Source organism: Buttiauxella sp. JUb87 (genome assembly GCF_004361975.1).
GTDB classification, from domain to species: domain Bacteria; phylum Pseudomonadota; class Gammaproteobacteria; order Enterobacterales; family Enterobacteriaceae; genus Buttiauxella; species Buttiauxella ferragutiae.
Genome location: NZ_SNVY01000003.1, coordinates 739,611 through 766,130, shown reverse-complemented (window position 1 = coordinate 766,130; position 26,520 = coordinate 739,611). Strand labels below are relative to the sequence as shown.

Annotated in this window: 25 protein-coding genes; 14 read left to right on the top strand and 11 right to left on the bottom strand. The window is 49.8% G+C overall.

Features of this window, described 5'->3' with window-relative positions; all coding sequences use genetic code 11:
- Window positions 1-10 precede the first annotated feature (10 nt).
- From citF to citC, 4 genes are read right to left on the bottom strand one after another with little or no spacing between them, the layout of a single operon-like run.
- Window positions 11-1,531, bottom strand: coding sequence for a citrate lyase subunit alpha (gene citF, locus EC843_RS15545; protein WP_133522537.1), 1,521 nt, complete (start codon window positions 1,529-1,531; stop codon window positions 11-13).
- 10 nt (window positions 1,532-1,541) lie between these two features.
- Window positions 1,542-2,411: a citrate (pro-3S)-lyase subunit beta gene (gene citE / locus EC843_RS15540; RefSeq protein ID WP_133522536.1), complete on the bottom strand. Its 870-nt coding sequence runs from the start codon at window positions 2,409-2,411 to the stop codon at window positions 1,542-1,544.
- Window positions 2,408-2,701 carry a citrate lyase acyl carrier protein gene (gene citD, locus EC843_RS15535; protein WP_133522535.1) on the bottom strand — a complete coding sequence of 98 codons (294 nt, stop codon included), beginning with the start codon at window positions 2,699-2,701 and terminating at the stop codon, window positions 2,408-2,410. Before citD ends, citE begins: the two co-directional genes overlap by 4 nt.
- A gap of 29 nt (window positions 2,702-2,730) precedes the next feature.
- Complete coding sequence (gene citC, locus EC843_RS15530) at window positions 2,731-3,762, bottom strand: [citrate (pro-3S)-lyase] ligase (protein WP_133522534.1); 1,032 nt, start codon at window positions 3,760-3,762, stop codon at window positions 2,731-2,733.
- Window positions 3,763-4,021: 259 nt separating this feature from the next.
- Between citC and citS the strand changes: the two genes are divergently transcribed.
- The 13 genes from citS (at window position 4,022) to EC843_RS15465 (ending at window position 19,227) form a co-directional block, all read left to right on the top strand.
- On the top strand, window positions 4,022-5,362 hold the full coding sequence (gene citS / locus EC843_RS15525) for a citrate/sodium symporter CitS (protein WP_133522533.1): 1,341 nt from the start codon (window positions 4,022-4,024) through the stop codon (window positions 5,360-5,362).
- Between the two features lie 53 nt (window positions 5,363-5,415).
- Window positions 5,416-5,682: an oxaloacetate decarboxylase subunit gamma gene (locus EC843_RS15520; RefSeq protein ID WP_133522532.1), complete on the top strand. Its 267-nt coding sequence runs from the start codon at window positions 5,416-5,418 to the stop codon at window positions 5,680-5,682.
- A complete protein-coding gene (gene oadA / locus EC843_RS15515; protein WP_133522531.1) occupies window positions 5,679-7,457 on the top strand; it encodes a sodium-extruding oxaloacetate decarboxylase subunit alpha in 1,779 nt (592 codons plus the stop codon). The genes EC843_RS15520 and oadA overlap by 4 nt, the downstream gene beginning before the upstream one ends.
- Window positions 7,458-7,467: 10 nt before the next feature.
- Window positions 7,468-8,769 carry an oxaloacetate decarboxylase subunit beta gene (locus EC843_RS15510; protein ID WP_133522530.1) on the top strand — a complete coding sequence of 434 codons (1,302 nt, stop codon included), beginning with the start codon at window positions 7,468-7,470 and terminating at the stop codon, window positions 8,767-8,769.
- Between the two features lie 125 nt (window positions 8,770-8,894).
- Window positions 8,895-10,544: a sensor histidine kinase gene (locus tag EC843_RS15505; protein WP_133522529.1), complete on the top strand. Its 1,650-nt coding sequence runs from the start codon at window positions 8,895-8,897 to the stop codon at window positions 10,542-10,544.
- Complete coding sequence (locus EC843_RS15500) at window positions 10,516-11,199, top strand: response regulator (protein ID WP_133522528.1); 684 nt, start codon at window positions 10,516-10,518, stop codon at window positions 11,197-11,199. The genes EC843_RS15505 and EC843_RS15500 overlap by 29 nt, the downstream gene beginning before the upstream one ends.
- A gap of 157 nt (window positions 11,200-11,356) precedes the next feature.
- A complete protein-coding gene (locus tag EC843_RS15495) occupies window positions 11,357-13,009 on the top strand; it encodes a sensor histidine kinase (RefSeq protein ID WP_133522527.1) in 1,653 nt (550 codons plus the stop codon).
- Window positions 13,002-13,691: a response regulator gene (locus tag EC843_RS15490; protein ID WP_064548081.1), complete on the top strand. Its 690-nt coding sequence runs from the start codon at window positions 13,002-13,004 to the stop codon at window positions 13,689-13,691. The genes EC843_RS15495 and EC843_RS15490 overlap by 8 nt, the downstream gene beginning before the upstream one ends.
- 150 nt (window positions 13,692-13,841) lie before the next feature.
- A complete protein-coding gene (locus EC843_RS15485; protein WP_064548083.1) occupies window positions 13,842-14,930 on the top strand; it encodes an ABC transporter substrate-binding protein in 1,089 nt (362 codons plus the stop codon).
- 102 nt (window positions 14,931-15,032) lie between these two features.
- Window positions 15,033-16,802 (top strand): iron ABC transporter permease, encoded by a 1,770-nt coding sequence (locus tag EC843_RS15480; RefSeq protein ID WP_133522526.1) that lies wholly within the window; start codon window positions 15,033-15,035, stop codon window positions 16,800-16,802.
- Window positions 16,795-17,865, top strand: coding sequence for an ABC transporter ATP-binding protein (locus EC843_RS15475; RefSeq protein ID WP_064548087.1), 1,071 nt, complete (start codon window positions 16,795-16,797; stop codon window positions 17,863-17,865). Before EC843_RS15480 ends, EC843_RS15475 begins: the two co-directional genes overlap by 8 nt.
- A 96-nt stretch (window positions 17,866-17,961) precedes the next feature.
- Window positions 17,962-18,438 carry a WbuC family cupin fold metalloprotein gene (locus EC843_RS15470; RefSeq protein WP_064548088.1) on the top strand — a complete coding sequence of 159 codons (477 nt, stop codon included), beginning with the start codon at window positions 17,962-17,964 and terminating at the stop codon, window positions 18,436-18,438.
- A 114-nt stretch (window positions 18,439-18,552) separates the two neighbouring features.
- Window positions 18,553-19,227, top strand: coding sequence for an HAD family hydrolase (locus tag EC843_RS15465; RefSeq protein ID WP_064548090.1), 675 nt, complete (start codon window positions 18,553-18,555; stop codon window positions 19,225-19,227).
- A gap of 39 nt (window positions 19,228-19,266) precedes the next feature.
- Here EC843_RS15465 and EC843_RS15460 read toward each other — a convergent pair whose 3' ends face one another.
- The 7 genes from EC843_RS15460 to EC843_RS15430 all read right to left on the bottom strand — a co-directional run bounded on the left by EC843_RS15460 (window position 19,267) and on the right by EC843_RS15430 (window position 25,136).
- Entirely contained in the window at window positions 19,267-20,517 is a 1,251-nt protein-coding gene (locus tag EC843_RS15460) for a VWA domain-containing protein (RefSeq protein WP_133522525.1), read from the bottom strand.
- A 59-nt stretch (window positions 20,518-20,576) separates the two neighbouring features.
- Window positions 20,577-21,152: a TerD family protein gene (locus EC843_RS15455; RefSeq protein ID WP_064548096.1), complete on the bottom strand. Its 576-nt coding sequence runs from the start codon at window positions 21,150-21,152 to the stop codon at window positions 20,577-20,579.
- 69 nt (window positions 21,153-21,221) lie between these two features.
- A complete protein-coding gene (locus EC843_RS15450; RefSeq protein WP_064548097.1) occupies window positions 21,222-21,800 on the bottom strand; it encodes a TerD family protein in 579 nt (192 codons plus the stop codon).
- A gap of 49 nt (window positions 21,801-21,849) precedes the next feature.
- Window positions 21,850-22,890 carry a tellurium resistance membrane protein TerC gene (gene terC, locus EC843_RS15445; RefSeq protein WP_064548099.1) on the bottom strand — a complete coding sequence of 347 codons (1,041 nt, stop codon included), beginning with the start codon at window positions 22,888-22,890 and terminating at the stop codon, window positions 21,850-21,852.
- A 23-nt stretch (window positions 22,891-22,913) separates the two neighbouring features.
- Window positions 22,914-23,369, bottom strand: coding sequence for a tellurite resistance TerB family protein (locus tag EC843_RS15440; RefSeq protein ID WP_064548101.1), 456 nt, complete (start codon window positions 23,367-23,369; stop codon window positions 22,914-22,916).
- Window positions 23,370-23,391: 22 nt separating this feature from the next.
- Window positions 23,392-24,555: a TerD family protein gene (locus tag EC843_RS15435; RefSeq protein WP_064548103.1), complete on the bottom strand. Its 1,164-nt coding sequence runs from the start codon at window positions 24,553-24,555 to the stop codon at window positions 23,392-23,394.
- Window positions 24,555-25,136, bottom strand: coding sequence for a TerD family protein (locus tag EC843_RS15430; RefSeq protein WP_064548106.1), 582 nt, complete (start codon window positions 25,134-25,136; stop codon window positions 24,555-24,557). Before EC843_RS15430 ends, EC843_RS15435 begins: the two co-directional genes overlap by 1 nt.
- A 325-nt stretch (window positions 25,137-25,461) precedes the next feature.
- Between EC843_RS15430 and EC843_RS15425 the strand changes: the two genes are divergently transcribed.
- Window positions 25,462-26,520: an ATP-grasp domain-containing protein gene (locus EC843_RS15425; protein ID WP_133522524.1), complete on the top strand. Its 1,059-nt coding sequence runs from the start codon at window positions 25,462-25,464 to the stop codon at window positions 26,518-26,520.

The window sequence follows — 26,520 nt, the reverse complement described above, 5'->3', positions numbered from 1 at the left end:
ACACGGTTTATCAGTCCTGAATCTGACGGATCACATCCACTACCGAACCATCGCGATAGCGCACCACCGCGACAATACGGTCGGTAAACTCGATGGCTTGAGGTTTACCCGTCAGCAACTCTGCCCGTTGTTGCAATTGCTCAATGGTGGTTAGTGAAATGCCCGCAGCCCGGAGGTTATCAATCAGATCCTGGCGTGCCGGATTGACGGCTATACCATGATCGGTAATCAGGACATCGACACTGGCACCAGGGGTAACGGTGGTAATGACCTTTTCCACCACGCAAGGAATACGCCCGCGTACCAGTGGCGCGGTGATGATTGTCAAATCTGCGCCCGCCGCAGTATCACTATGGCCACCGGATGCACCACGCAACACCCCGTTTGAACCGGTCATTACGTTGACGTTGTAGTTAACGTCAATTTCCAGTGCACTGAGCATCACCACATTCAGACGTTCACAAGCCGCCCCTTTGGAGCTGGGGTTAGCGTACTGATTGGCTGAAATCTCAATGTGATTGGGGTTTTGTGCCAGCGAACGCGTGGCATCGCCGTCGAAGGATTGCGTATCCAGAAGGGCTTTAATTAGCCCCTTTTCATGTAGGTCGACCATCGTGCCGGTGATCCCACCCAGGCCAAATCCAGCGGTAATATTGTGACGGCGCATTTTGTCTTCCAGAAAACGCGTAACCGCCAATGAAGCACCACCCGTACCGGTTTGCAGTGAAAAACCGTCGTTGAAATAGCCAGAATGCTCAATGACATTTGCCGCCTGCCTGGCAATAAGCAACTCCCTTGGATTACTGGACAAGCGAATTGCTCCCGCAGTAATTTTGTCCGGGTCACCAACTTCATCCACCTGCACAATTAAATCAACTCGATCTTGGGCGATGCTGGCAGGATAATTCGGGTAAGCCACCCACTCTTCTGTCAGCAAAATCACGCATTTGGCATGGTCCGCATCCACTCTCGCATAACCCAAGGATCCACAACGCGACTTACCGCTAAACCCGTTAGCGTTGCCAAATTCGTCACAACAAGGCACACCCAAGAACGTGACATCAATATTCAGTTCACCACTGGTGATCAGATGTACACGCCCACCGTGAGAGTGGATTTGTACCGGGTTTTCCATTAAACCTGCTGAAATTTCCTCCCCTAATTTGCCACGCAAACCAGAGGTATAAATTTGTCGTATGACGCCATTTTTGATGTGTTCGATCAGCGGCCAGTGAGCGTCGATTAACGAACTGGAAGCGAGGGTCAAATCGCGAAAGCCCATTTCCGCCAACTTCGCCACCACCATATTGACGACTTTGTCCCCCCCGCGAAATGCGTGATGGAATGAGATGGTCATTCCATTTTGCAATCCGGAGCGGCGAATGACCTCTTCCAGCGAAGCGCACACTTTACGGCCGCGCTTTTCACTTTCACAGGACAACCATGGGCTACGAGCTGTCACGCCACTGAAGGGTTGCAGATCTTTCTCATCCCGATACTGGGTCTTAAGTACTTCGATTGTCTTTTTCATCTTCTCTTCCTTAATCCCGAATACCTGACGCCGACAGCGTCACGATTTTTCTGGCGTGATCAATAATCGGCCCATCCACCATTTTTCCATGCAGTGAAACCACACCCAGACCGCGTGATTCCGCCTCTTTGGCTGCGGCAATCACTTCGAATGCGTGTTCAACTTCTTTACGCGTTGGCGCATAGGCCTGGTGGAGAAGTTCTATCTGACGCGGATTCACCAGCGATTTACCGTTGAAGCCCAACCCGCGAGCCAGTTTCACCTCTTTCAGGAAACCTTCTTCATTATTAATATCCGACCACACCACATCGTAGGCCGCGATTCCCGCCACTCTAGCCGCATGCAGCACCGCACAACGGGCGTAAAACAATTCAGTACCATCCCCGCGACACGTCCCCATATCCATCACGTAATCAAACGCTGCCAGGGCAATCGCCACCATTCGGGGGCTGGAAGTTGCAATTCCAACCGCGTTCACCACCCCCATAGCCGATTCGACTGCCGCCATGATTTTCGTGCTGCCCACTTCCCGGCCACACTCCTGCTCGATGCGTTCAATCTGTTTTTCTAACTCATGCACATCCTCTTTACTGTCTGTTTTCGGCAAGCGAACAATATTGACACCACCGCGAACCGCAGCTTCTAAATCGTCAAGCCCGAAGGGAGTATTCAGAGGGTTTATACGTACGACTTTTTCCACATCCTGATAAAAAGGATGCTGAAGAGCCTGATGAACCAGTAAGCGGGCGGTATCTTTTTCCCTTAGCGCTACCGCATCTTCCAGGTCAAACATCACCGCATCGGCGCCATAAACAAAGGAGGTACTTAACATTGCGGCGTTTGCACCTGGGATAAACAACATACTGCGACGGGGTTTCATAGCTGGCTCCATTGAATTTGGGATTGTCCGGCTGCGCGCAATACTGCGGCCTGAATACGGGCGCAAAGTACGCATTCCAGCGCCCCTTTGTCATCCACAGCTACCCTTGCACGAGTCACGCCCATACGGATGAGGGTTTCCCGTGTCACCTGCTCAATGGCTGCGCCAAATTGTTTTTTCACCAGACTTTCAATTTCAAGCTGAATACCTGGCTCATCTGATGGCCCAACCCTGACCATCGCATCACTGGATTCCAGCGTGCCGGCCAGCGCATCTTTTATTATTTCCATTAGTTCTATTCCTTAGTTTCAAAGTAGCGTCAGGCAGTTTGTTTGTTGCTTGCCGCCAAACGTGTCAGAAATGTGAGGGTTGCAGGAGGCACCAGAGGTGCAACGGCCTGCCAGTCGCCTGCCAGGTAAAGCTTGCGGACGCGCGAGGCAGAAACTGGCGCGCCGCGTAATTCCATACGTTCCAGTTCCACCACCTTTATGGCTGGCCAGTGCGTAATTTCTGCACTTAGCGATATTTTCATGCGCTGGTTGTAGGCGTGGGTAAGTGGGCATAACGGTTCACTGCCAACAAAACGGTGAGTAAGACCCAGTGCGGGAGCGAGATGCTGACGAAAGAGTTGCAGATCGATCTGGCTGTGGCAGTCATCGACCACACCCTGTTCCTTCAAGAAGTAACCGGGGAAAGTTGCCCGAGAAATCAGATAGGCAGAACCGGGATGCAGCGTGACATGAGGGATGCCGGCAATGCCCTGTTCAATTAACTTCCAGCGATCGTTGTAGCTGAAATACGAAGCATCCTCTTTCACCACAAACAGATGCAGCCAGTCACACTGACGTGCCGCCTGCTCCACCAGCCAGCGGTGCCCGAGCGTAAAGGGATTGGCATTCATTACAATGGCACCAATCTTTTTCCCTGGCTGGCGATACATCGCCAACTGCCGGCAATAACGGCTCAGACGTTCACTGCTGTTTTCCAGTAGCACCGCCTGATGGCCAGCATGGGCGATAACGGAGAATCCCGCCGCGGTAAACAGTGCGCTATTTTCAGGTTTTGTGAATAAAAACAACTCACTGCGCCCAAGCTCATAAGCCAGCGTCAGCAGTTCTGTGAGTAATTTCAGACTCACCCCTTCCCCTTGCAACTGCGGGTCAACGGCAATGCACTTCAGAACATTACCGGCCAGCGTTCCACAGCCGACAAGGCGTCCGTGTTGCTCGGCAATAACAAAAATTTCGCAATCACCGTCTGGGGTTAAACCTGCGGTTTGTAAAAAGGCCAGAATGGCACTCATGCGCAGTGCATCTCGCTGTGGATAAACCCGTTTAAATGTCAGATTCATTATTTTAGGTTCTCAGAAAATAATAATGGCTATTGCGCCACGGTTGTGAAAAACGTTCTTCTATTCAGCTCACAATTTACTCTGCCTTTTTATTGGCTTTATGATTTTTATGTTGTTAATTATTTAAGTGTCATAAAAATAATTAAAGCCATTAAAAATACAATGGCAAAGTGAAGAGTGTCACATCAAGTCGCACCTTCCTTTTATTAACATGCGATGGCCTCGAAACTATTTCATATACTTAATAACAGGATGTCTCATGACAAACATTAGCCAACTCCCGGCCTCGAAAAAAAAGGGGTTTAGCGAATTGCTGGAGTTTAAAATCTTCGGCATGCCGTTACCGCTCTATGCGTTCACGCTTATTACGCTTTTACTTTCACATTACAACGATGCATTACCTACTGATTTGGTAGGTGGTTTATCACTGATGTTTATCATAGGTGCTATTTTTGGAGAAATAGGTAAACGCCTTCCGATATTCAATAAATATATCGGTGGTGCGCCAGTTATGATTTTCTTGGTCACGGCCTGGTTTGTTTATGCCGGGATATTCACGCAAAAGGAAATTGATGCCATCACCAATGTGATGGACAAGAGTAATTTCCTGAATTTATTTATTGCGGTATTAATTACCGGGGCCATTCTTTCAGTTAATAGAAAGTTACTGCTGAAATCTCTGCTGGGATATATTCCAACCATTCTGTTAGGCATTCTCGGAGCATCCGTTTTTGGCATTGTCATCGGCCTGTGTTTTGGTATTCCCATTGACCGTATCATGATGCTCTATGTATTACCGATCATGGGCGGAGGCAACGGTGCCGGTGCCGTTCCGTTGTCAGAGATTTACCATTCTGTGACGGGGCGTTCCCGTGAAGAGTATTACTCTACCGCCATCGCCATTCTGACTATTGCCAATATCTTTGCCATCGTCATTGCAGCCGTTCTGGATATTATCGGCAAAAAATATCCAGTGCTCAGTGGTGAAGGTGAACTCGTCCGTAAGACCTCTTTTAAAGTTGAGGAAGATGAAAAGGCCGGTAATGTTACCCATCGCGAAACCGCTGTCGGTTTAGTGCTTTCCACTACTTGTTTCTTGCTGGCCTATGTGATCGCCAAAAAAATCCTGCCAAGTATTGGTGGCGTTGAGATCCACACCTTTGCATGGATGGTGCTGATTATTGCCGCACTGAACGCTTCGGGTCTTTGCTCTCCGGAAATTAAAGCAGGGGCCAAACGCCTTTCTGATTTCTTCTCCAAACAATTGCTCTGGGTGCTGATGGTCGGTGTCGGGGTTTGTTATACCGATTTACAGGAAATTATCGATGCGTTGACCCTGGTCAACGTCATCATCGCGGGCTTCATCGTTATCGGTGCGGTATTAGGTGCAGCGATTGGTGGTTGGTTGATGGGCTTCTACCCTATTGAATCCTCTATTACCGCTGGCCTGTGTATGGCTAACCGCGGCGGTTCAGGTGACCTGGAAGTGCTCTCTGCCTGTAACCGTATGAATCTTATCTCTTATGCGCAAATATCCTCTCGTCTTGGCGGCGGTATTGTGCTGGTCATCGCCAGTATTGTGTTTGGCATGTTTATCTAAATCATTGCGCGGTAGCCCTGTTTGCTACCGTGCCTCCCTTTGAGGTGTAGTCCATGACCGATGCCCAACTGTTGAGCGAAGGTTTTACGCTCATGTTTGCTGGAATGGGATTTGTTGTGCTGTTTTTACTGCTGCTTATTCTGGCTATCCGTCTGATGTCGACCGCCATTAATCGCTTTTTCCCGGAACCTGCTGCTCCGACATGTACGAACCGTACTGCGCATGCCGCCGTGGATACCCGCGCCCATTTAATGCCGGTGATTGCCGCCACTATTCATCATCATCGCCGAATTAACCCCGATTTACGGAGCCACTCATGACCGTTGCTATTACCGATGTCGTCCTGCGCGACGCTCACCAGTCCCTGTTCGCTACCCGTCTGCGTCTTGACGATATGCTGCCCATTGCCTCCGCTCTTGATGAGATGGGTTATTGGTCACTTGAATGCTGGGGTGGTGCAACATTTGATTCCTGTATTCGTTTTCTCGGGGAAGACCCATGGTTGCGTTTACGAGAGTTGAAAAAAGCGATACCAAAAACTCCGCTGCAAATGCTGCTACGTGGGCAGAATCTGTTGGGTTATCGTCATTATGCGGATGACGTCGTGGAACGCTTTGTCGAACGAGCAGTGAAAAATGGCATGGATGTGTTTCGCGTATTTGACGCGATGAACGATCCGCGCAATATGCGTGCTGCTCTGCAGGCTGTGCGTAGCCACGGTGCGCACGCCCAAGGGACGCTTTCCTATACCACCAGTCCAGTGCATACCTTACAAACCTGGCTTGATCTGACGGAACAACTGCTGGAAACCGGCGTTGATTCTATTGTCATTAAAGATATGTCCGGCATCCTCACCCCCACTGCGGCCTATGAACTGGTACGGGAAATTAAAAGTCGCTACGACGTGCGTCTGCACCTGCATTGTCATGCGACAACCGGCATGGCAGAAATGACGTTGCTAAAGGCAATTGAAGCAGGCATTGATGGTGTGGATACCGCGATTTCTTCAATGAGTGCGACTTACGGTCATCCTGCCACCGAAGCGCTGGCAGCCACCCTCGCAGGTACCCCCTACGACACGGGATTAAATATCGAAAAACTGGAGAAGATCGCAGCATATTTCCGCGATGTTCGTAAGAAGTACCACGCTTTTGAAGGACAACTGAAAGGTTACGATAGCCGTATTTTGGTCGCACAGGTGCCAGGAGGGATGCTCACTAACCTGGAAAGCCAACTCAAACAGCAAAATGCGACGGATAAACTCGATGCGGTACTGCTGGAGATTCCTCGTGTCCGTGAAGATCTCGGTTTTATTCCGCTGGTGACACCCACTTCGCAAATCGTCGGGACTCAGGCAGTACTGAATGTTCTGAGTGGCGAGCGATACAAAACCATTGCCAAAGAAACGGCAGGGATCCTGAAAGGAGAATATGGCCGTACGCCAGCCCCAGTAGATACCCAACTTCAGGCACGAGTACTGGAAAATAATACTCCCGTCACCTGCCGGCCGGCTGATTTGCTTCTCCCTGAACTGACGCAACTGGAAACGGATGTGAAACGCCAGGCCGAGGAGAAAAGCATTCAGCTTGCGGCTAACGTCATTGATGACGTTCTGACGGTTGCGCTGTTCCCACAAATTGGGATGAAGTTTCTTGAGAATCGCGGCAATCCGGCAGCATTCGAACCGGTCCCGCAACGGGAGCAGGCAAAAATGCCATCTGCATCTGCAACACCTTCTCAACCGGTTTTGGGGCCAAGTGTTTATACCCTCGAAGTTGAAGGTAAAGCCTTTGTTGTGAAGGTCAGCGAAGGGGGTGATTTGACTCACGTGGTTCCGGTTAACTCCCCTGCTACACCTGCTGTAACCACTGCTATTACAACCGGTACGCCTGTCAGCGCCCCACTTTCTGGCACTATCTGGAAGGTCATCGTCACAGAAGGCCAGCAAGTTTCCGAAGGAGAAGTGTTACTGATTCTGGAAGCCATGAAGATGGAAACTGAAATCCGCGCAGCCCAGGCAGGTGTTGTTCGCGGAATTACAGTGAAATCTGGCGATGCGGTGGCGGTAGGCGATTCCCTGCTGACACTGGCATAACGGGGGTTGCATGGAAAGTTTGAATACGCTGCTACAAGGGTTGGGCTTTATGCATTTACAGGCAGGCCAGGGTGTAATGCTGCTGGTCAGTCTGATGTTGCTTTGGCTGGCAATCGCCAGGAAATTCGAGCCATTATTACTATTACCGATCGGTTTTGGTGGCCTGCTGGCGAACATTCCTGAAGCAGGACTGGCGTTAACTGCGCTAGAAAACCTGCTGACTCACCACGACGCCATCGCTCTTGGAGTGATTGCTGAAAAGTTGAATTGCTCAGCGGATGTTCACGCGATCAAAGAAGCATTAGCGCTGGCATTGCCATCAGTGCAAAACCAGATGGAAACCCTGGCAACGGACCTGGGCTACAGCACTGGTGTCCTGGCCATATTCTATAAAGTTGCCATCGGTTCTGGTGTTGCACCGCTGGTGATCTTTATGGGCGTCGGTGCCATGACGGACTTTGGCCCTTTACTTGCCAACCCGCGTACTTTGTTGCTGGGAGCAGCGGCACAATTCGGCATTTTCGCGACGGTACTCGGAGCATTAGGGCTGAACTATTTTGGCTTTATTCACTTCACCCTGCCTCAGGCGGCATCGATTGGCATTATCGGTGGTGCTGACGGTCCAACAGCGATTTATCTCTCCAGCAAACTGGCACCGGAACTGCTCGGTGCCATTGCGGTAGCCGCCTACTCGTACATGGCGCTGGTGCCACTGATCCAGCCGCCGATCATGAAAGCATTGACCACCGAATCGGAGCGCAAAATTCGCATGGTGCAATTGCGCAATGTCAGTAAGCGGGAAAAAATCCTCTTCCCGGCGGTGCTTCTGCTTCTGGTAGCTTTGCTGCTACCTGATGCGGCACCGCTGTTGGGGATGTTCTGCTTTGGCAATCTGATGCGCGAAAGTGGTGTGGTCGAACGCCTGAGTGATACGGTGCAAAATGGGCTAATTAATATTGTGACCATTTTCCTCGGCTTGTCCGTAGGGGCAAAACTGGTCGCCGATAAGTTCCTGCAACCGCAGACGCTGGGGATTTTGCTACTCGGTATGATTGCGTTTGGTATCGGCACTGCAACCGGTGTGCTGATGGCAAAGATACTGAATAAATTTGGCAATAACCCTATCAACCCGCTTATAGGTTCCGCAGGCGTTTCTGCAGTCCCGATGGCGGCGCGTGTTTCCAATAAAATCGGCCTCGAAGCAGACCCACAAAACTTCCTGCTGATGCACGCCATGGGGCCGAACGTCGCCGGAGTGATTGGTTCAGCAATCGCCGCAGGCGTCATGCTCAAATACGTGCTTGGAATGTAGCCACAAAATGCGGAGTACGCTCCGCATTAATTTAAAATAATACAAAAAAAAAACTGAAAATCAGAGCCATAGCAATCTATAGAGCCCTTAAACAACGGAAAATACTTTTTATTTACTAATCCTTTATGTCAATCAGCCAAACTACTCACTGGTTCGCCAGACGCTCATTTCAGAATCGCATTTTCCTGCTGATTCTTTTCACTTCTACGGTGGTGATGCTTGCCATTTATTGGTATCTGACCAGCATCAGCAAAGATCGTTTGCACTATCAAGTTGGACAACGTGCACTGATTCAGGCGATGCAGATATCTGCCATGCCGGAACTCGTTGAAGCGGTGCAAGCAGAAGATATTAAACGCATCAAAGAGCTAATTGACCCCATGCGATCGTTCTCTGACGCCGTTTATATTACCGTCGGTGATTCCATGGGGCGTCGCCTTTATCACGTGAATTCGAGTGAGATCGGCAAATTTATGGAAGGAGGTGACAGCCAGGAGGCCCTGGCTCAGGCCAAAAGTTATATCTCAGTGCGTAAAGGTTCACTGGGTACTTCTTTGCGGGGTAAATCCCCGATTCAGGACATTACCGGTAAAGTTATTGGCATTGTCTCCGTGGGTTATACCCTTGAGCAGTTAAATAACTGGCTCAATTTGCAACTCAGTTCCGTAATACCACCGATGGTTATCATGCTGTTTTTATTATTGCTTTGCGCCAGAGTTTTTTCTCTGCATATTAAAAAGCAAATGTTCAATATGGAGCCTCAACAACTAGCCCAATTGGTTATCCAGCAAAGTGTATTGTTTGAATCAGTATTTGAAGGGCTGATTGCCATTAATTCAGATTATCGCATTACCGCCATTAACCAGACTGCACGGCGGATGTTGAACCTGGTTCAGCCGGAACAGAACCTGATAGGCAAAATCATTAGCCATGTGGTGTCGCCCGATAATTTTTTCTATCACCAGCCAGAGAAAAATAAGAAAGATGAGATCGTCGTTTTTAACGATATTAGAGTGATCGCCAGCCGCATGGCGGTTATTTTACACGGTGCGCCTCGTGGTTGGGTGATTAGTTTTCGCAGCAAAGACGATATCAATACTCTTAGCCTGCAACTTAGTCAGATCCAGCAATATGCGGATAACCTTCGCGCCGTACAACATGAACACCGTAATCTCATTTCAACCATTGCCGGACTACTATTTTTGAAGCGCTATGACAATGCGCTCGAACTGATTCAACTGCAGTCGGAAAGCCACCAAAAAGTCGTCGATTTCATTGCCACGAATTTTAAAAATAATCACCTTGCTGGGTTATTAATCGGGAAATATTACCGCGCCAAGGAATTGGGTCTGGAGCTGGTTTTTGACCTAGGCTGTTACGTGGAGATGCTACCTGAAACTTTAACCCAAAATGAGTGGATTTCTATTGTCGGCAATTTATTGGATAACGCCTACAACGCCACCCTTCGTCAACCTGGAGGCTCACCTCGCATTGAGTGCTTGATCAACAGTGAAGGTACTGAAGTGATCATTGAAGTTGCCGATCAAGGGTGCGGAATTGATGAGAGTATCCGCGATAGCATTTTTGAACGCGGAATTACCAGCAGCAAAAGCGCAGAGCATGGCATCGGATTATGGCTGGTGAGAAGTTATGTCCAGCAGGCGGGAGGCTCCATCGTCGTTGAAAACAACATTCCATCCGGCACCATTTTTACCCTGTACATTCCACAAACAAGAGAAGAACATCATGGACTGTATCACTACACTGGTCATTGAAGACGAACCCTTACTCGCTGAGATTCTGGTCGATACCATCAAGCTCTTTCCACAATTCAATGTGATTGGCGTGGCGGATAAGCTAGAAACAGCGAAAAAATATATTCGCCTTTATCAGCCCGAATTAATCCTGCTGGATAATTTTTTGCCTGATGGAAAAGGTATCGAATTAATTAAGCACACAGTAAGTATCAATTATTCCGGGCGGATTATTTTTATTACCGCTGATAACCATATGGATACCATCAGCGAGGCCATCCGACTCGGCGTCTTCGACTATCTCATTAAGCCGGTGCATTACCAGCGCCTGCAACATACTCTGGAACGTTTTTCCCGTTACCGCAGTTCGTTGCGTTCCAACGAGCAAGCCAACCAAATGCATGTTGATGCTCTTTTTAATATTCAGGCCAAAGAGCAACTGATACCAGCAGCCTCTACCCTACGTGGAATTGACGAGTCGACATTAAGTCGCGTACGCCAGTTGTTTACCGAGAAGCATATCGTCCACACCGCTGATTCCCTCGCCCACCTGCTGGGTTGCAGTAAAACCACAGCAAGGCGCTATCTGGAACAAGGTGTAAAAGACGATTTCCTTGAAGCAGAAATCAACTATGGGAAAGTCGGCAGGCCGGAGCGTATTTACCACGGAAAGTAGTCAGGCTTTTATCTCTGCCATCGGGGGTTTTATCGTGCGTTAAAACCCCAGAGACTCTTGCGAGTTCACAACTCCATAACACTTCGATTACCCTCCCAATTTCACCATGCTAGTCTGCGCCGATGTGCCTCTTTTATCGGACTCCGCAGCAAATTGTATGAAACGCAGATTACCTTTTCAGGTGAAACTCTTTTTATCTCTGGTGGGGTTTTCATGCCTGCTGTTAGCCATTTTGGGCGCCATCTTATTTCATGTTATTGACCGCCAACAGCATCGCGACCTTGGGCAGCGCGCCCGCGTTCAGGCCAGCGAAATTGCGTTGATGCCTGGGCTTGCGGATAAAGTTGCCGTTCGTGATGTCGCAGGCATTGCGCGTTTGATTCAGCCGTTACGCAATCAAAGTGATGCCAGTTATATCGTGATTGGCGATGTCCGTGAGAACCATCTGTATCACTCAGAATCACCGGAGCGCCTGCATCTGCCGATGATTGGCGGTGATAACGCCGAGGTTTTACAGGGGAAAACCATTATTTCGATGCGCAAGGGCGGCATCGGTGTCTCTTTGCGCAGTAAAGCCCCGATTCTGGATGCCAATAATCAAGTAATTGGCATTGTTTCAGTCGGCTATCTCACCTCTTATATTGCCAATATTAATGCGCGACTGCTGTGGCAAGCGGGGTTATATGGCCTGTTGCTGTTAATCCTGTTGTTTATTTTTTCATGGATATTTAGCCGCAATGTGAAGCGGCAAATGTTTTGGCTTGAACCGAAAGATATTGCACAACTGGTGCTACAACAAAAAGCCCTGCTGGAAGCAATGTATGAAGGAATATTTGCGGTTAACGCCGAGAAACAGCTGATCTTAATTAACCGTGCCGCCAGGGAATTACTGGATATTCGCCAGCCGGAAAAAGAGCTTATCGGCAAACCGCTTGAAGACATTTTGCAAACGCCGCCCACCTTTTTCGCGCAAAGCGACGGGGCAGAAAACGGCAGTTTCCATGACCAAATCATCGTGTTAAATCAGCGCCAGGTGATAGTCAACCGAGTGCCTATTGAACTGGAACCCGGTAATGAAAGTGGTTGGGTGTTTAGTTTCCGCGACAAAAACGACATCAATACGTTAAGCAGCCAGTTGAGTCAGGTAAAGCGTTACGCCGACAACCTGCGCATCATGCGCCATGAACAACTGAACTGGACCGCAACACTGGCGGGTCTGTTGCAAATGCAGCGTTATGACGATGCGATGCGCTACATTCAGGCGCAATCGGAAGGCGCACAAGCAGTGCTGGATTTTGTCTCGGCACGCTTCACCTCCCCGGCTTTGTGTGGCCTGTTATTGGGCAAATTCGTCAGCGCGCGGGAAAAAGGGATTGAGCTGGCGTTTGACCCGGCTTGCCAGTTAAGCCGCATTCCTGCCAGCATTAACGAAACGGCATTGATGTCAGTGATTGGCAATTTGCTGGATAACGCCGTGGATGCCACGTTGAAAGCACAAAACAATTCCGCGCCGGTAGAGCTTTATATTTCGGACCGTAATCAGGAATTAGTGATTGAAGTGGCCGATCAGGGCGTCGGCGTGGATGACGCGCTCAAGCCGCATATCTTTGAGCAAGGTGTTTCCAGCAAACCGTCCAATCTGCATGAAATGGCAGGCTCCGATCATGGCATCGGTTTGTATCTGGTGGCGGGATACGTTCACCAGGCCTGCGGCAGTATCGAAGTCACAGACAATTCACCGCAAGGTACGATATTTTCAGTGTTTATCCCGTTCCCGGCTACTGTTTCCCCAGGACAGCACCATGAATAACCACAGCGCGTTTGATGTCGTGATTGTCGAAGACGAACCGTATCTCGCCGGTTTGCATCGTGATTTTATCGAGCAAAACTTTCGGCTGAGCGTAGTGGGAATCGCCGCGACGCTTGAGCAAGCACGCAGTCTGTTGGAGTTACATCAACCGCGATTAGTGCTGCTCGATAACTATTTGCCCGATGGCCAGGGCGTGGAGTTAATGGATAGCCCGCTGCTGAAAAGTTTCGATTGTTCAGTAATTTTCATCACCGCCGCCAGCGATATGCAGACCTGTAGCCACGCGATGCGCAGCGGTGCGTTTGACTACATTATCAAGCCGGTTTCATTTCACCGTTTGCGCAGTTCGCTCGAGCGTTTTATGCAGCTGGTCGAGACACTGCGCCATGTGAAAGTCGTGGATCAAACCGCGCTGGACAGGCTTTTTAACCTGCCCACCATCAATACCCCGTCGGCTCCGTCAACCAAAGGGATTGAGCCAAGTACGCTGGAGCGGGTGCAGCGTATTTTTACCGCAAAGCCGGATATGACATGGGCTGTAGAACAGGTGGTTGAAGAAGTGGGGATCAGCAAGACAACCTGCCGCCGTTATCTGGAGTATTGCGTGGAGATGGGGTTTATCGAGGTTGAGATGCAGTACGGGAATATCGGCCATCCACGGCGGTTGTACCGCAAGGCGTAAACCCTGTTTCGTGGTTTTAATGGTGTTAATTGCCTAAAAAAAGCCCCGAATCACAATTCGGTAAGATAAAAAAAAACCCCTATTGCCTGTGATTTGCTTTGCGATATGTTGGCCTCTAGTTTCTCAAATGTAACTAGAAGGTTAAAAATAATGTCGAATAAATTACGCATCTCTCTGATTACTGCCGCTGTACTCATGTCTTCCTCTGCCATGTCTGCGTTACCTCAAGGCTACCCGGCTGACTACCAAAAAGTGGTCGATGCGGCGACTAAAGAAGGGAAAGTGGTTATCTATTCCACCACTGATACGAAAGCCGCAGGCCCGCTGATTCAGGGGTTTGAAGCCGCTTATCCAGGGATTAAAGTTGAATATAACGATATGAACAGTACCGAACTGTACAACCGTTATATCAGTGAACAGGCTGCGGGTGGCACCAGTGGTGACGTGGTCTGGAGCTCTTCAATGGATACCGCGCTGAAACTGGCAGTCGACTACGCGCAGGAATATAAATCCCCTGAGCAGGGCCAGTTGCCGAAATGGGCCATGTGGAAAGACAAAGCCTACGGCACCACTTATGAGCCGGTGGTATTTATCTATAACAAACGCCAGATCCCGGCAAATGAAGTTCCAGATTCCCATACTGCACTGGCGAAACTGATTGCCAGCCAGCCCGACAAGTTCAGCAAAAAAGTCACCACCTACGATATCGAGAAGTCTGGCCTCGGCTTTATGCTTTCGGTTCAGGATTCCAAAGCCGATGCGAATTATTTCAAAACGCTGGCTGATGTCGCCAAAGGTGGCTTAGCGGTTCAGTCATCTACCGGCACCATGATGGAACGCGTGTCTTCCGGCGAAAACTTGATTGGTTTTAACATCCTCGGTTCTTATGCCGAAGCCCGCGCTAAAACCGACCCATCGCTGGGTATCTCTTATCCAAAGGATTACACCCTGGTACTGTCGCGCGTTTCGTTCATCAGCCAGCAGGCGCAAAACAGCAATGCCGCGAAACTGTGGCTGGACTATGTGCTGTCTGAGAAAGGACAGAGCATTCTGGCAAACCAGGCTGATATCCCGTCAATTCGCAATGATATCGAAGGCAAAAACGACATTGATGGTATGACCAAAATGTTAGGTAAAGCGCTCAAACCCATCCCGGTTGACGAAAGCCTGCTTGAGTATCTGCAACCTAAAAAACGCCTGGATTACATCAAAGAGTGGCGTACCGCAGCGGCCAAATAATAGACAAGTGGTGGATGGCGCTTAGCTTATCCACCCTACAACGGCCAGTCGTAGGTCGGATTAGCGTTAGCGACATCCGACATTCATGCTAAGGGAAGTCATATGAGTGCATTGCTCAGAAAATGGCAGAGCCTGCCGCGCGGTATTGTCGTGTTGCTAACCGCGCTGGTTATCTACATTCCGCTGTCGTTTATCGTTATCCAGAGCTTTCTTTCCGCGCCGTTCTTTGCGCCATCTAAAGAGTGGAGCCTCGAATCCTTCGGCTTTATTTTTACCGATCCGGATTTCTATAAAGCGCTAAAAAGCGGTTTTATTCTGGCATTCGGACTGGTGATTATTGCCATTCCGCTGGGCGGTATTCTGGCGTTCCTGATGGTGCGTACCGATTTACCCGGCAGACGCTTGATTGAGCCACTGATCCTGGTGCCGATTTTTGTCTCGCCGATGGTGCTGGGATTTGGCTATGTCGTTGCCGCCGGTCCGGTGGGTTTCTTTTCGCTGTGGGCGCAGTCGATTCTCGGTTTCGTGCCGTGGAATATCTACGATATGTCGAGCATCGTGGTTATCGCGGGCCTGACGCACGTTCCGCACGCCTATTTATATATCTCCTCGGCACTGCGCAGTGTGGGTTCAGATGTGGAAGAAGCCGCACGCATAGCAGGCGCATCGCCATTGCAGGTGATGACGGCAGTCAGCTTGCCGATGGTGCGCCCTTCTATTCTCTATGCTTCGGTGTTGCTGTTCTTCCTCGGTCTGGAAGTGTTCGGCCTGATGCTGGTGCTGGGCGACCCGGAAGGCAATATGGTGCTGGCGACCTATCTGTACCAGTTGACCAATAAACTTGGCACCCCGTCATATCACTTGATGGCCGCCGTTGCGGTGGTGCTGATTTGCATCACCATCCCGCTGGTGATGTTGCAACGCCGCCTGATGCGCACCGCCAACCGTTTCGTCACCGTGAAAGGTAAAGCGTCCCAGGCTCGGGCATTGCCGTTGGGTAAATGGCGCTGGGTGGCGGGTGCGGTGGTGGCATTCTGGCTGACCGTCACCATTGGCGTTCCGTTGCTTGGCGTAGTACTGCGCGCCTTTATATCTAACTGGGGCGTCGGTGTTTCCATTTGGGATGAGCTGTCACTCAACACGTTCCGCAGTATCTGGGAGCAACCGAATCTGCTGCGAGCCATCGTCAACTCGATGGCGATTGGTGTGATCGGCGGCGCGTTAGCGGTGGGATGTTATCTGTTTATCGGCATCGCCATGCACCGAAAACCAGACAACATCACACGTTTTCTGGATTACAGCGTGCTGGTGCCACGTGCGGTTCCGGGGTTGTTGGCGGGGCTGGCATTCCTGTGGGTGTTCCTGTTCTTGCCGATGTGGCTCGATAACGCGCTGAAATCTGGCTGGCTTTCCGGCATGCCGTGGTCGCAATGGCTGCGCGATAACCTGGTAGTTTGGTTACGTTCCTTGCGCAGCACCATTTTCAGCGTCTGGCTGGCGTACACCGTGGTGTGGATGGCTTACGGCTTGCGCTTGATTTCCTCAACACTGCTGCAAGTTGGGCCAGAGCTTGAAGAAGCGGCGCGTAGTACCGGGGCCACACGTGGGCAAATTACGCGCCACGTGACGATTCCGTTATCGCGCTATGGCCTGATTGGTTCATGGCTGCTGATGTTCCTGATTTTCGAGCGCGAATATTCAACCGGTGTGTACCTGCTTTCGCCAGGGACTGAAACCATCGGCTCGATGCTGGTTTCCCTGTGGGCAGCCGGTGCCATTGATATTGTCGCCGCACTTTCGTTTATTAACATCCTGCTGGTGGTAGTAGGTCTGGGGATTGCCCTTCGCTTTGGAGTCAAATTACATGATTGAATTATCGGTCGACAATCTGCATTTAACCTACGGCGACAACCCGGTGCTGAAAGGCGTTTCGATGAATTTGCAACGTGGCGAAGTGGTTTCTTTGCTCGGCCCTTCTGGCAGCGGAAAAACGACTTTGTTGCGTGCCGTCGCGGGGCTGGAAAAGCCCACCCAGGGCGCTATTGTCATTGGCAACAACAAAGTCTACGACGGCACACCGCGCAGTGAGATCCCTGCCGAAGAACGTAATCTCGGGCTGGTGTTTCAATCTTACGCGTTGTGGCCGCACAAAACCGTGTTTGAGAACGTGGCTTATCCGTTGAAACTGCGCAAAGTGGCGTCCGCTGAAATAACCCAGCGTGTGCAGGCGGTGCTGGATCAACTGGGCCTGGGTCATTTGGGTAAACGCCATCCGTATCAGCTTTCCGGTGGGCAGCAACAGCGTGTGGCGATTGGCCGGGCGCTGGTGTATAACCCGCCGGTTATTCTGCTGGATGAGCCGCTTTCCAACCTGGATGCCAAATTACGCGAGGAAGCCCGCGTATTCCTGCGCGAGCTGATTATCAAACTCGGCTTGTCGGCGCTGATGGTGACCCACGATCAGAACGAAGCGATGGCGATTTCCGACCGTATTTTGCTGCTTAACAACGGCAAAATCGAACAGCAAGGTACGCCACAGGAGATGTACGGCTCACCGAAAACGCTGTTTACCGCAGAATTCATGGGCAGCAATAACCGCCTGCACGGCAAAGTCACTGAAGTCCGCGATGGGAAAGCACGTATTGAAGGCAGCGGTTGGGCGTTGTGGGGGCTGGCTGGGGCTGGTGTACAAGCCGGCCAGGAAGGCACTGCGGTTATCCGTGTGGAACGAGTAGAACTGGTGAGCGGGCCGGGTGAAAACCAACTCGAGTTACCGTTGTTAACCAGCATGTATCTCGGCGACCGTTGGGAATATCTGTTCCGTACTTCAGGCGACGATTTTGTTATCCGTGCCTATGGCAATGAGGTCCGCGATCCGCAGTATTGCCATCTGGCCTTGCCTGAAAAGCATGTCTGGATTTTCCCTAAATCCTAAAGTCGCGACAAGCGCCCTTCGCGGCGCTTTTTTTTGCTGTTAATCTGCGTCATCGAGAATAAAGGAGTTCACAACTCCTGACCTTAGGTGGCCTACATGAAAACAATTACCCTCAGCGATATGCAGCAGCAAAGTGAAGCGGCAGCAAAATCCCCCCGCTTGCGTGCGCACCGTAATTTTCACCCTGAATTAACTGACCCGGTGCAGCGCCTTGCCGTGGCTATGGAGCCTGGCACTTACGTTCGTCCGCATCGTCACCCACACACTTTTGAGCTGTTGTTCGCTTTAAGTGGACGCTTCCTGGTGTTGAATTTTGATGACCACGGGACTGTGACTCATCGCGTTGTTTTGGGTGAGAAGTGTAAGGCGCTGGAGATGAGTGCCGGAACCTGGCATGCCGTGCTGTCTTTGGATAGTGGCGGAGTGATTTTTGAAGTTAAGCAGGGTGGCTATCAACCCGTTGCGGAACAAGATGCAGCCAGCTGGGCGCCTGCTGAAGGTGAAGAAGGAACAGCCGAGTTGATGCAGTGGTACGCACTGGCACAGGTTGGCGATCGTCGTTTTAGCGTGTAAGACAAAAGCAGTGCGCAGAGTGAATTGCTCTGCTCCGCTTTCATGTGCGGGCTATGAGCAATACTGTGCAGGTGATAAAATATTGAATATCTGACAAATCATAACGAACCCAATATGAGTACTTCAAACCAGACTGACAAAAAGGTCCTTTCCGTTTTTGATTTTGACGGAACGCTTACCCGGCATGACAGCTTTATCCCCTTCCTGCGTTTTGCCTTTGGCAATCGATTTTTTACCCGCAGGCTGATCAAGCTCGCCATGCCCTCTATTCAGTGCCTGAGGCGTAAACTGACGCGTGACGAACTCAAAGAAATCCTGATTTCAACGTTCCTCACCGGCATTGAAGAAAAGTGGGTCCAGGAGAAAGCCGAGCTCTACTGCAATCTTTACTGGGAACGCCTGATGAGAGCCTCTGGCTTACTGGCCGTTGCGTCTGAAGTGTCTTCTGGTGTCGAAGTGACGTTATGTTCAGCCTCGCCGAAACTCGTGCTTCAACCGTTTGCTGAACGACTCGGGGTTAAGCTTATTGGCACCGAACTGGAAAGCGAGAAGGGTATTCTGACGGGTCGTATTACCGGGCACAATTGTCGCTGTATACAGAAAATCAACCGGCTGGAAGCGATATACGGCTCATTGGATCAATATCATCTTCGTGCCTGGGGAGATACCCGTGGGGATTATGAATTGTTGGCGGCGGCAAAAGATGCACACTGGCGTCACTTCCATCCCAATTGGGACAGGAAGAGGGCTGCGATAACACGACTTAAAGCGACCTCTTTCAAGGGTTAAAAAACGCCCCGCAGGACGTTTTTAATCAGCTTAGCCGCGTCAAAGAAGCTTCAGTGCCTTCGCCTGTTCGTGCCAGGTTCTGAACTCTTCCAGCAACTGGTCAAAGAGTTTATCGTCGGCCACTGATGCAAAATCGTCCATCGCAAAGAAATGTGTATTGTCGATTCTACGGTCGGTAAAATCATCCAGGTTTTTCAAGATACCGTAGTTAGTTCCGCCAAGGCCCACGAATTTCCAGAAAATGGGATAGTTTGCCGAACGACGAATGGCATCTTTGATAGCCCGGGTTTTACTGATGCCGCCATCAGTGATGAAGACAATATAAACGGGGATTTTGCTGTCGCGGTAGTAATCAACAATTTCTTCCATGACAGGTGGCTCGTTGTTAGTCCCGCCAAGCCCGGGCAATATTTCCCACGATGAGCGCTTACCAGGATGCTGGATGGCGCAAATGTAACCGTCCAGGTTATCCAGTGTCACATCCGGGTACTTACGATGCCGCTCAGCAAAGCCCCAGAGATCCATATCTCCGTCATCATCGAACTGAGCGGCCAGTACCGCGATACGATCAAGAACAGACTGGACATGCCCTCGTTTAAACTGGCCAGTCATCGAACCTGAGGCATCCAGAACGAATGCAACACTTGCCTCGATAGTATCCAGTTTATGCTTAGCCAGGCTGACGGTTGCCTCTTTCGCAAGGCTAACCAGCCTCGGCGCTCTGGATTCCAGCTTCTTCTCCAGACTGATTCTGCCAGATTTAACCGGTAGCGCTGCTGGTTCTGAGGGAGCTGCAACATCAACCCCAAAGCTCACGGCCAGCGGTTCAAGGCCACCATTAAATCCCTGCCCCAGAGCGCGAATTTTCCAGCCACCTTGATATCGGTAGACTTCAGCAAGAATTATCGCTTTCTCACGGCGTCCAGGGGTATCGACCTCAAAGGATGCCACACCGTCCACATTCAGCGTCAACTGGCGTAGCCCATTTATCGTGTCACTCCCGTCTATTACTACAGTGACAGCAATTTTATGGATGTTCGACGGAACGCTTGTCAGTTCGATGCGTATTGATGACTGTTGAGTTGCTGGTGTTAGCGAAACCGCGCCTTCTGGCGATTTCAGGTTATTAAAAAAAATAAAGTCTGAATCACCGTTGACCTTGCCCTGCTCATTTAGCAAAAACAGGCAGGTGTCCGGTTCCCCCGAAAACCCAGTGGAGGCGGGGTAATCCAGATTAAGGACGAGGATCGAGGTTTGCAGTAGTGTATTTTGTCCTGGTTGCAATTTCATCGTCATTCCTTGCATAAAAAAAAACCCCGGATAACCGGGGTTAAGATCATTTCTACTTATCAGACGTTCACGCCGTGCTGGGATGCAAGTGCGGACAAACCACCCGCAAAGCCCTGGCCTACAGCTTTGAACTTCCACTCTGCCCCATGGCGATACAGCTCACCGAAAACCATAGCCGTTTCAGTAGAGGCATCTTCAGACAGGTCGAAACGGGCAATTTCCGTGCCGTTGTCGTTATTGTAAACGCGCATGAAGCTGTTGCTCACCATGCCGAAGTTCTGCTTACGGGCATCTGCATCATAGATGGTGACGGCAAAAATCATTTTTTTCACATCGGCAGAAACTTTAGCCAGCTCGATTTTAACCTGCTCATCATCACCGTCGCCTTCACCAGTACGGTTGTCACCCTGGTGTTCAACGGCACCGTCGGTGCTGACTTTGTTGTTGAAGAAAATGAAATGTGAGTCAGACAGCACTTTACCGTCTTCGCCTACCAGGAATACCGATGCATCGAGGTCAAATGCCTGACCGTCAGTGACACGCGCATCCCAGCCCAGACCAACCATAGCCACATTCATGGTTGGTGCTTCTTTAGTCAGAGAAACGTTACCGCCTTTTACGAGAGAAACTGCCATTTTAAACTCCTGTTCATCATTTTAGTTTGGGCCAGTTTGCTGGCCCATCTATGTAAAAAGTTACTTTTCTCAGGAAGCATTAATGCCGTACTGAGCACAAACGGATGACAAACCACCAGCATAACCCTGGCCTACCGCACGGAATTTCCACTCACCCGCGTTACGGTACAGTTCGCCAAATAACATTGCCGTTTCGGTAGATGCATCTTCTGACAAATCGTAGCGAGCCACTTCAGTCTGGTTATCATCGTTAACCAGGCGAATGAATGCCCCTGCAACCTGCCCGAAGCTCTGGCGACGAGCCTGTGCATCGTGAATAGTGACAACGAAGACGATTTTGTCGACATCAGCCGGGATCAAATCCAGTTTGATCTTCAGTGATTCATCATCGCCGTCACCTTCACCAGTGCGGTTATCACCGGTATGTGTTACTGAACCATCGGTAGATTTCAGGTTGTTATAGAAAATAAAATCAGTGTCACCGCGTACTTTGCCATTCTGTGACAAAAGGAAAGCGGAAGCATCCAGGTCAAAGTCCTGACCATCAGTCGAACGCGCATCCCAGCCAAGGCCAACCAGGACATTTTTCATCGTAGGTGCTGCTTTACTTAGAGATACGTTTCCACCTTTGGAAAGAGAAACACTCATAAATTAACCCTCTTACGTTTTATTGAATTTGTCGGATGATATCAGGAGATTAACTCTCCTTTTTCTCTACTTCTGGTTTGCCTGGAAACATAATACTCAGAACAATACCCACTGCCAGTACGCCAAGGACAACATACAGGCTGGTGGTGGCCGAAATGCTGTAACCGTGGTTCCAAATGTGATCTGTCGCATTCAGCCCCAGTTTTACAGCGATAAAGAACAGCAGCACGATGACCGCTTTTTCCAGGTGGACCAGGTACTGTTTCAGTGCTTCGAGAACAAAATAAAGTGTACGCAGGCCAAGGATGGCAAACATCATGGCACTGTAGACAATCAGTGGTTCACGGCTGACGGCAATGATTGCCGGTACGGAGTCAAAGGCAAACATCACGTCTGAAAGCTCAACAACGGCCACACACAAAAATAACGGAGTGGCGTACATTGCGGCTTTCTTACCGCGACCAATAGTCACATCTTTGTTTTCTGGTTTTGCCAGTTCAGCATCAACTTCTTTCTGCGAGAGCAGGAAAGCATGCCCTCTCAGCTTCGGCCAGATTGGGAAGAAGCGTTTAACCATGCGGTAGGCAAGGTGCTGGGAATAATCCTCAACTTCGTCCTCATCATCGCCACTTTTGAGCATCATGACTGCTGTCCAGGCCACAATGATCGCGAAGACCACTTCCACATAGGGCCCTAGGCTCAGGAGGCTGGTACCGATGGCAACGAAGATACCCCGGAATACGATGGCTCCGATAATGCCCCAGTAAAGCACACGGTGACGATAACGATCCGGCACCGAGAACCACGAGAAGATAGCCATCATAACGAACAGGTTATCTACGGAGAGGACTTTCTCCAGCGCATAACCGGTAACAAAGAGACTTGCGACTTCTGCACCGTGGTGAATATAGAGGAATCCGGCAAAAGCCATCGCCACTACGACCCAGAATACAGACCACAGGGCGGCGCTTTTCAACGAAATTGGCTTGTCGTCACGGTGCATAAACAAGTCAATGAAGATGGCCCCGACTGACAGTGCAATGAAAACAATGACTGTTTCCGCCGGAAAACCGATGTGTGTTGAAACCATAACTACCTCTTAAAGAACGAGACTTAAAGACCAAATTCAGCCGGATCAAAACCCAGCGCAGTGGCAATCTCACGGACCGCCTGTTGTTCATCCTGATCGAAGTTACCGTCGCTTTTAGCGACCGCAATACCGACACGCAAAGCCAGCTGTGCTGCTTCAGGCTGATCTTTGAGTGCAAGGATGTGTTTCATGGTTTCACCTTTTCCGATTTCCATATCGAAATCGAAACTGGTCACCAGCTTGTTAAAGAATTCGATGACCTCAGTGGTGTCGAATACCTTCAATTCTTCAGAAGAGCGAAGAAAACCGATCATTTTCTGTTTTTCTTCAGCACTCACGCCATCGCTCGATACCGCAATACGTGCACATACCGCGACAGTACCCTGCATGAATTTTTTATTTTTAAAACGACCCACCTGACGGGTCAGCTCTTCACGGCCTGAATTAAGAGCACCTTTTACTTTGTCAAAAAAGCTCATTGTTGAATCCTTAGTTGCTGTGTTATTTAGAACCCGCACTCCAGCGAAAACCCCAGCCAAACGCACGGTCCATCTCGGACTGGCCTTTAAAGTACTGGTTAATTCGCTCGACTTTGATGGAACCACTTTCGTTAACGAGACGTGCAATTGCACACAGTGTGCGTTTGTTTTCACCCTCGGTCAGACGGGTTTCAATCGGTGGCTGCTCCGGTACATGGAGTGTCACGACACCATCCGTTTTATCCCAGCTGGCAGCGCCTTCGTAGATAAAGGCATAAATCAGCACCTGGCGGATGTTTTTCCATTCTTTACCGTTAATATGTAGCCATTCGCCTTCTGAAACAGCCCCGGTCCGGTCATCACCCTGAAGTTGTACGTAAGGTTCATCCCGGTAATCACCAAAGGCGTTACCCAAAGCCTGAATAACAGATTTATGCCCGTCCTGAAGCTCAACAAATGCCCCGAGATCCAGATCCACACCTTTGGACCCAAAGATACCACGCAGCCCTGAAGAAGCACTGTTACTGCGATTCCAGTTCAGGTTGATGCGGATTTCCCCGAAGTTATCGCGTTTGGCAAGGCTGATGGCCGGTTTTTCTTTAGTCAAAGAGACCTTGCTCAGACTGATTTTATTGGCTGCCGGAGCGGGAGGTGGAGTAACAACGGCTGGTGCGGGCGTCGGGGCTGGAGTATCGGCAATATTAACGCCGAAATGTTCCGCCAGTGGTTTAAGACCGCCATTAAAGCCCTGAGCCACAAAACGGAACTTCCAGTCATTATTTCGAAGGTAAAGTTCCCCTAAAATCAGAGCCGCTTCCTGGCGACCAGTCAGTTCAACTGTGCCGGCAATCAGGACTTCTGTGCCCTTTTCAACCTGAATTGACAAGTTGCGCAGACCAGACACGACCTGCCCCCCATCGCAGGTGACAGTAAATGCGACTTTCTGTACATCTGCTTTCAGGCGATTAAGTGCCACGGTAAAGGTAGAGTGGTTGCCTTCACTGACCAGGCTGATGGTTGCGTCGTCATTACGGGGCTGACCATAAAAGACCATATCCGCATCACCCTGCACTTTCCCGTTGGTAAACAAACGGAAAGCGGATGCATCAACCGGTCCACCGGAGAGAATGCGAACGCGAAGTTCTTCTGAAGGTACGGGGGCATTTCCCCCGGGCATTAAGTTCATTATCGGACCACCGTTGCCACGATATCAGCATGCATGTCGTCAATGGTGCGACCACGGCATGCGTGACCATGAGCAGTAAAGTCCCAGTTACCGTTATTACGTTGCAGTGATGCGATAACGATACCGGTATGAGAGCCTTGCTCAGTCAGTTTGTAGCGAGCCAATTCTGTATTGGACTGGTCGACAACACGGCAGAAGGCATTGTCAACATCATTGAATGACTGACCACGGAAACTGTTAACCGTAAAGGCCAGGTATTCAACATTCGCGGGTAACTTACTGAGATAGACATTGATGACTTCATCATCGCCGTCACCTTCTCCAGTAAGGTTATCGCCGCTGTGTACTACTGAACCGCAAGTTGATTTCAGTTTGCGGAACCAGACGGTGTCAATTGCTTTCCCGGTGCTATCCATTAAGACGCAACCGGCATCCAGATCAATAGAATCGCTGCCACCGAACATGCCGCCGAGGAACCCTTTTTTCTTGATAGGATCCCAACCAAGCCCGAACTTAAGCTGGCTGAGCGCAGTAGATTGCTTGCTGAGTGATACCGTCTGGTTCTTGCTTAATGAAACCATATTCTTTTCCTTAAAATGGTATTGACTGAAACAACGAGGGTTGAAGATATTCTGGCTGCGAAAAAAATCATATCATGATGTAGTTCTCTGGCAAGCCAATTTTAAAATAGTTTTGTACTTCCTTCAGACTACAAGTTGAAAACTAAAACAGTTAATTCATTTAATAGCATTGATTTATAAGGATAATTACTTATGTTGACACAACAAATACATCTCTATTTCACGTAATCATTGTAAATCATAATATGATTGACAAGTGTATTATACCTTTTTAGACTCGGATCACTATCTTAAAAGGCTGCTAACTTCAGGTAAATTTGCAAACATGAGTAATAAAATTTGGCTAATGGAAGGTTTATCGTCGCAAAGAGACATCATCCAGGGAATGAAGTCTTTCGCGGGAAAAATGCGGACTGACATCACTGTTTACGCCTCACATCGCAATGAACGGAATGAAATTCTTTCCGTCGCCGACTTTTCTCTGGCAGAGCCTAAAGATGCCGAAATGCGCCTGCCTTTCATCCTCTCCACGGTTGCAGAATGGGATATTAATGCCATTCATACGGGCCGTAATTGCCTGTGGTTTGAAAACCACCGGAAAGAGATTGAGGAATCAGGTGTTTCACTGACTACCGGTGCATCCGGCCCACAGTGGCTAGAGATGGCCGATGACAAAGTGACTTTTGCACAAGTGATGGAGGAGAATCACCTCCCGGCAGTGCCATCTTTGCGCATCAACTCAATAGAAGAATTGCAGCATTCCCTTAATCATTCTCCATTTGAAGGCCAACAGCTTTGCGTAAAACCTGTTACAGGAATTTATGGCATGGGTTTTTGGCGTTTTGATGACAATGCGTCTTCCATGGACGTTTTTAATTATCCTGAGAAACGTATCGTCCACCCAGGACAGTACATCGAAGCACTTGCCGGAACACCGGCGTTTACTCCTCTGGTTCTAATGCCTTATCTTCCCGGCCCTGAATATTCCGTTGATATCCTGGCAGACAAAGGTGAAGTGCTTGCCGCGGTTGCCCGTCGTAAAGAAGGGGCGCTTCAGCACCTTGAAAACAGCGGTGAAGCGTTTGAGTTAGCCTGTGCCTGTGCCAGAGCGATGAAGGTAGATGGTCTGGTTAATGTGCAAACCCGCAATAACAACTCCGGAAGGCCGGTTCTGCTGGAAACTAACATGCGGCCATCTGGCGGCATTGGCTATACACAACACAGTGGTGTCAATTTACCCGGCCTGTTTGCATTCCATAAACTGGGTCTGATGTCTAAAACGGAAGTGATTGAGATGGCAAAGAACGATTTCGTTCCAGCAACGGTGAGATCTGTAACAGATGTTATCGGTTATTCAACTCATTTAACTAACCGACTGAACTGA

Coding starts and splice junctions, on each gene's coding strand:
- citF (WP_133522537.1), bottom strand. CDS start 1,531: ATGAAAAAGACAATCGAAGTACTTAAGACCCAGTATCGGGATGAGAAA.
- citE (WP_133522536.1), bottom strand. CDS start 2,411: ATGAAACCCCGTCGCAGTATGTTGTTTATCCCAGGTGCAAACGCCGCA.
- citD (WP_133522535.1), bottom strand. CDS start 2,701: ATGGAAATAATAAAAGATGCGCTGGCCGGCACGCTGGAATCCAGTGAT.
- citC (WP_133522534.1), bottom strand. CDS start 3,762: ATGAATCTGACATTTAAACGGGTTTATCCACAGCGAGATGCACTGCGC.
- citS (WP_133522533.1), top strand. CDS start 4,022: ATGACAAACATTAGCCAACTCCCGGCCTCGAAAAAAAAGGGGTTTAGC.
- EC843_RS15520 (WP_133522532.1), top strand. CDS start 5,416: ATGACCGATGCCCAACTGTTGAGCGAAGGTTTTACGCTCATGTTTGCT.
- oadA (WP_133522531.1), top strand. CDS start 5,679: ATGACCGTTGCTATTACCGATGTCGTCCTGCGCGACGCTCACCAGTCC.
- EC843_RS15510 (WP_133522530.1), top strand. CDS start 7,468: ATGGAAAGTTTGAATACGCTGCTACAAGGGTTGGGCTTTATGCATTTA.
- EC843_RS15505 (WP_133522529.1), top strand. CDS start 8,895: ATGTCAATCAGCCAAACTACTCACTGGTTCGCCAGACGCTCATTTCAG.
- EC843_RS15500 (WP_133522528.1), top strand. CDS start 10,516: ATGGACTGTATCACTACACTGGTCATTGAAGACGAACCCTTACTCGCT.
- EC843_RS15495 (WP_133522527.1), top strand. CDS start 11,357: ATGAAACGCAGATTACCTTTTCAGGTGAAACTCTTTTTATCTCTGGTG.
- EC843_RS15490 (WP_064548081.1), top strand. CDS start 13,002: ATGAATAACCACAGCGCGTTTGATGTCGTGATTGTCGAAGACGAACCG.
- EC843_RS15485 (WP_064548083.1), top strand. CDS start 13,842: ATGTCGAATAAATTACGCATCTCTCTGATTACTGCCGCTGTACTCATG.
- EC843_RS15480 (WP_133522526.1), top strand. CDS start 15,033: ATGAGTGCATTGCTCAGAAAATGGCAGAGCCTGCCGCGCGGTATTGTC.
- EC843_RS15475 (WP_064548087.1), top strand. CDS start 16,795: ATGATTGAATTATCGGTCGACAATCTGCATTTAACCTACGGCGACAAC.
- EC843_RS15470 (WP_064548088.1), top strand. CDS start 17,962: ATGAAAACAATTACCCTCAGCGATATGCAGCAGCAAAGTGAAGCGGCA.
- EC843_RS15465 (WP_064548090.1), top strand. CDS start 18,553: ATGAGTACTTCAAACCAGACTGACAAAAAGGTCCTTTCCGTTTTTGAT.
- EC843_RS15460 (WP_133522525.1), bottom strand. CDS start 20,517: ATGAAATTGCAACCAGGACAAAATACACTACTGCAAACCTCGATCCTC.
- EC843_RS15455 (WP_064548096.1), bottom strand. CDS start 21,152: ATGGCAGTTTCTCTCGTAAAAGGCGGTAACGTTTCTCTGACTAAAGAA.
- EC843_RS15450 (WP_064548097.1), bottom strand. CDS start 21,800: ATGAGTGTTTCTCTTTCCAAAGGTGGAAACGTATCTCTAAGTAAAGCA.
- terC (WP_064548099.1), bottom strand. CDS start 22,890: ATGGTTTCAACACACATCGGTTTTCCGGCGGAAACAGTCATTGTTTTC.
- EC843_RS15440 (WP_064548101.1), bottom strand. CDS start 23,369: ATGAGCTTTTTTGACAAAGTAAAAGGTGCTCTTAATTCAGGCCGTGAA.
- EC843_RS15435 (WP_064548103.1), bottom strand. CDS start 24,555: ATGAACTTAATGCCCGGGGGAAATGCCCCCGTACCTTCAGAAGAACTT.
- EC843_RS15430 (WP_064548106.1), bottom strand. CDS start 25,136: ATGGTTTCATTAAGCAAGAACCAGACGGTATCACTCAGCAAGCAATCT.
- EC843_RS15425 (WP_133522524.1), top strand. CDS start 25,462: ATGAGTAATAAAATTTGGCTAATGGAAGGTTTATCGTCGCAAAGAGAC.